Here is a 2882-nt window from a genome sequence, read left to right as displayed (position 1 = left end):
TTTTAGCCATACAAAAATACTCCCCCAAAGGAAACAGATTTTTTATTTCATCTGTCTACCTTTAGGGGAGCATATCATTTTCAGAGTGCCTTTTTGTTTTTTTAATAGATTCTCGACTTTAAGTTGGTCCGCTTCATCTATTATCCCACTTTCCCCATACTCCCCAACAATTTGTTTTAGTAAAAGATGTGCTTGATCCTGGTAGCCTAAAACAAATAGGTAAGGTACCTCATAAAATGTCTCTAAGTAAAAGGCAAGTGAAAAATCTTGTAATTGCTTTGTTTCCTTCATAATTTCCAACTCTTGATATGTATATTTGTTCGGTATTTCACCTGGTACATTTCCTGATTCAATCACAGTTCCCTCATGATCAATTATTTGTACCCAAATTTGTTCCTTTTCTAAATCTTTATCCCAATCCTTGTTCATACTGAATTCTGAAAATGAAAACCCCGTATTGACTGAAATGGCCTCTAACTTTGCCTGATAATAATTAGATTGAGATACATCTTCTGCATAAATACCTATAGCTATAATTAGGGTTAGAAAAATGACAATAACCATTAAGGCAGCTACTAACAAAAACTGTAATGAGAAATGCAAAAATAAACGCCATCTTAGCTTTTTCATGATTGATTTCCCTTAACAAGTTTATATCCAAGCCCTCTTACTGTTAGTAAATATTTAGGGTTACTTGGGTCCTCCTCGATTCTTTCTCTAATTCTTCTAATATGTACCGAAACTGTATTCTCATCAACATAATTGTCAAATCCCCAGACTGCTTCAAGGAGTGCAGATTTAGAATGAACAATATTCGGATGCTTGCACAAATAAAGCAACAACAAATAAACTTGAGTTGGACAAGGTACTGGCTGACCGTTTACCAACAATTCTCCTGCGCCTTCATCTAACAAGAATCGATTAAAATCAAACTGCTTAGATTTCAATAGAATTGTAGGCTCAGCTAATTTAGAACTTCTTCTTAAATACGCTTTAATTCTTGCAGCCACCTCTAATGGATTAAACGGCTTTGTCACATAATCATCACCGCCAGTAGCAAATCCCGTTAGTACGTCTAAATCTGATACTCTAGCGGTTAAAAATAAAATATAGGCTGACGATAATTCACGGATTTTCGGACAAAAGTCGAATCCGCTGCCATCTGGTAGCATCACATCAAGGATAACAATATCAACCTGTTGTTTTTTTAGAATAGTAAGCGCATCTTCCCCTTTGTATGCCGTATATATATTTTGAAATCCTTCCTTTTTCAACATCATTTCTAACATTTTCACAATAGCTTGTTCATCATCAACTATTAAAATATTTGTCTCATTATACATAAGTTTCCACCTCATCCTTATCATAACAAAGCAACTTTACGAACAGTTGAACAAATCAAATAAAGTTTTATGCATCCGTAAGGTAGTGGTTAATTTTTGGAAAACTCATCCCTTTAACATATAAGGTAGTTCAATATGAAAGGGAGCAGAAAATGAAAAAACGAGTTAGGTTGATGGATGGACTAAGGGGATTCAGTTTAATTGGGATATTAATAGCGAATGTATTAATTTTTCAATATGGTATGTTTGGGAAAGATCAAATGGAAAACTATCAGACTTTAGCGTCTGATCAAGCATCCTATATTTGGATCAAAATCTTTATAGAAGGTAGCTTCATGCCTATCTTTTTGTTTTTATTTGGCTATTCTATGGTTAAATTATCGGAAAAACTTGAAGGCAATGGTAAAAAGATCAAACGACACCTAGTACGTCGTTTCATATTATTACTTACTTTCGGATTACTCCACTCCTTTTTTGTTTGGGAAGGAGATATTTTATTTTCCTACGGACTGATTGGCTTACTTATGATTGGCTTTGTTAAACGAAAGAAAAAGACAATACTAATTTGGACTGTGACGTTATTTTCTTTAAGTACATTGTTAGGGGTAATTGGAGCAAATGAAGAAATGGAGAAACCAAAGAATTTAGATTCCTATATCCAAAAGGAGTACGAAGCATATTCAAGTGGAGATTATTGGGAAACTTATGATTTTCGCAATAACGGAGAAGATCCGTATGGTTATCCTGATTTTGTATACCTAGTCATGTTAGTGCTTATGCCACTTGTGATCTGCCCGATATTCTTATTCGGAATGTACGCCGCTAAAAGCGGATGGTTCACATTTCCTGAAAAAGAAAAACGGAAATATAGTTGGTTAGCTTGGCTATTTCTACCTATGGGCTTAGGGTTAAAATCTTTACCATATCTGTTTCCAGAACATATATGGACAGAATCAATTTATACAATAGGTGCGCCCCTTCTCTCGGTCGGTTACATCTTCCTATTTGCATATTTTTATACAAAAGGAGAATCCGTCATTTTAACTCTTTTTGAAAATGTAGGACGTCTATCCATGACAAATTATTTAGCGCAAAGTTTTATATGTACTCTTATTTTTTATGGATATGGTCTAGGATTATTCGGAAAGATGGGTGTTCTTAATGGGATTTTGTTAGCAATCGTGATTTACTTATTCCAAGTTATTTTAAGCCACTTTTATCTTAAAATCTGGAAAATGGGACCTTTTGAAAAAATCATGAGAATCGGCACCTACATGACATGGCGAGGAATTCCAAAATCCAAAAAGGCACAAATTCGATTGCATGAAAAAGCTACGCATTAATGTGCGACAACTGTAAATGGCATGAGCTGAATATGGCGTTCGTATGAGTTTTCACCTTCACATTTGGCTATCAGCCATAAAAATATGTTATCAGCCATATTTTTTAGTTATTGGCCATAAATTTTCAGTAACAGCCGTATTTTCAAATTAACGGCCATAAATCGAAAAAAACGCCGCGAGTGTATTTGCACTGTTG

Annotated in this window: 3 protein-coding genes; 1 reads left to right on the top strand and 2 read right to left on the bottom strand. The window is 34.6% G+C overall.

What is annotated here, in order from left to right; translation table 11 throughout:
* Positions 1–42 precede the first annotated feature (42 nt).
* On the bottom strand, positions 43–630 hold the full coding sequence (locus tag ACR65M_RS15740; RefSeq protein ID WP_440273773.1) for a hypothetical protein: 588 nt from the start codon (positions 628–630) through the stop codon (positions 43–45).
* Positions 627–1343 carry a response regulator transcription factor gene (locus ACR65M_RS15735; RefSeq protein ID WP_440273772.1) on the bottom strand — a complete coding sequence of 239 codons (717 nt, stop codon included), beginning with the start codon at positions 1341–1343 and terminating at the stop codon, positions 627–629. The genes ACR65M_RS15740 and ACR65M_RS15735 overlap by 4 nt, the downstream gene beginning before the upstream one ends.
* Positions 1344–1495: 152 nt before the next feature.
* Between ACR65M_RS15735 and ACR65M_RS15730 the strand changes: the two genes are divergently transcribed.
* The gene (locus ACR65M_RS15730; RefSeq protein ID WP_341332793.1) at positions 1496–2686 is read left to right on the top strand and encodes a DUF418 domain-containing protein; all 1191 of its coding nucleotides are present in this window, start codon (positions 1496–1498) and stop codon (positions 2684–2686) included.
* Positions 2687–2882: the final 196 nt, after the last annotated feature.

It is taken from the genome of Ferdinandcohnia sp. SAFN-114, from assembly GCF_059415045.1.
Note: the sequence above shows the minus strand (reverse complement) of the source record. Positions and strands in the feature narration are given on the sequence as shown.